General features: G+C 57.9%; 2 protein-coding genes. Both read right to left on the bottom strand.

Translation table 11 applies throughout. From position 1 onward, the window contains the following. Positions 1-33: 33 nt before the first annotated feature. Complete coding sequence (locus tag ACFQ4G_RS21975) at positions 34-222, bottom strand: hypothetical protein (protein WP_258822418.1); 189 nt, start codon at positions 220-222, stop codon at positions 34-36. Next, entirely contained in the window at positions 219-497 is a 279-nt protein-coding gene (locus ACFQ4G_RS21970) for a hypothetical protein (RefSeq protein WP_258822419.1), read from the bottom strand. The genes ACFQ4G_RS21975 and ACFQ4G_RS21970 overlap by 4 nt, the downstream gene beginning before the upstream one ends. Positions 498-587 lie beyond the last annotated feature (90 nt).

Genomic DNA, 587 nt, shown 5'->3' with positions numbered 1-587 from the left:
CCCCTGTTTTGGAAGTTTGGTTTGTGTTTTGTGCTACCAGTTGCGGATCTGCTCACGCTGCGCACGCAGCTTCATCTGGCGGAGGTGCTGCTGATAGAGCTTCGCAGTCGTATTGCCGTGGCGCCCGAGAAGCGAAGCGCAGGCGCCCTCACTACGTTTGAAGCGCCAAGCGTTCAGCCAAAGCAGCGGGCGCTTGAGCGCTTTGCGAAAGCTGGCACTCATTCCGCTGCTCCAGTAGCCTTGGCAATCACGTCTCGGACTTTCGCGACGAACTCGGCCGGGAGGTACGGAAACAGGTCATCGACCAACACTTCCTCAGCGATTTCAAGCAGCTCGGGCGCCGCGGAGATCAGGCATACGTTCGCCTCTGCTTCATCAACGCCCATGTGCGACCGGCACTCGCAGATCACGCCCGTGGGCGAACTGATGGTTCGGTCCTGGCCGTCGCGTTTCCATGGCCCTTTGGTATGCGCTACTTTCGTCCCGCTGCTGTTCATCCCTACTCTCCTTCGCCTCACCTTAGCTACTGCTGAGCTCGTTGCGTTGGAGATACTATACGATTGCGTATCGTCAAAGTCAATGCGAAA

The sequence above is a fragment of the Methylobacterium marchantiae genome, assembly GCF_042679825.1.
Lineage (GTDB): Bacteria > Pseudomonadota > Alphaproteobacteria > Rhizobiales > Beijerinckiaceae > Methylobacterium > Methylobacterium marchantiae.
This window is presented reverse-complemented; position numbering and strand designations above follow the sequence as displayed.

Bases quoted from the DNA above. Each gene is read 5' to 3' on its own strand.
- ACFQ4G_RS21970 (WP_258822419.1), bottom strand. From the start codon at position 497: ATGAACAGCAGCGGGACGAAAGTAGCGCATACCAAAGGGCCATGGAAA.
- ACFQ4G_RS21975 (WP_258822418.1), bottom strand. From the start codon at position 222: ATGAGTGCCAGCTTTCGCAAAGCGCTCAAGCGCCCGCTGCTTTGGCTG.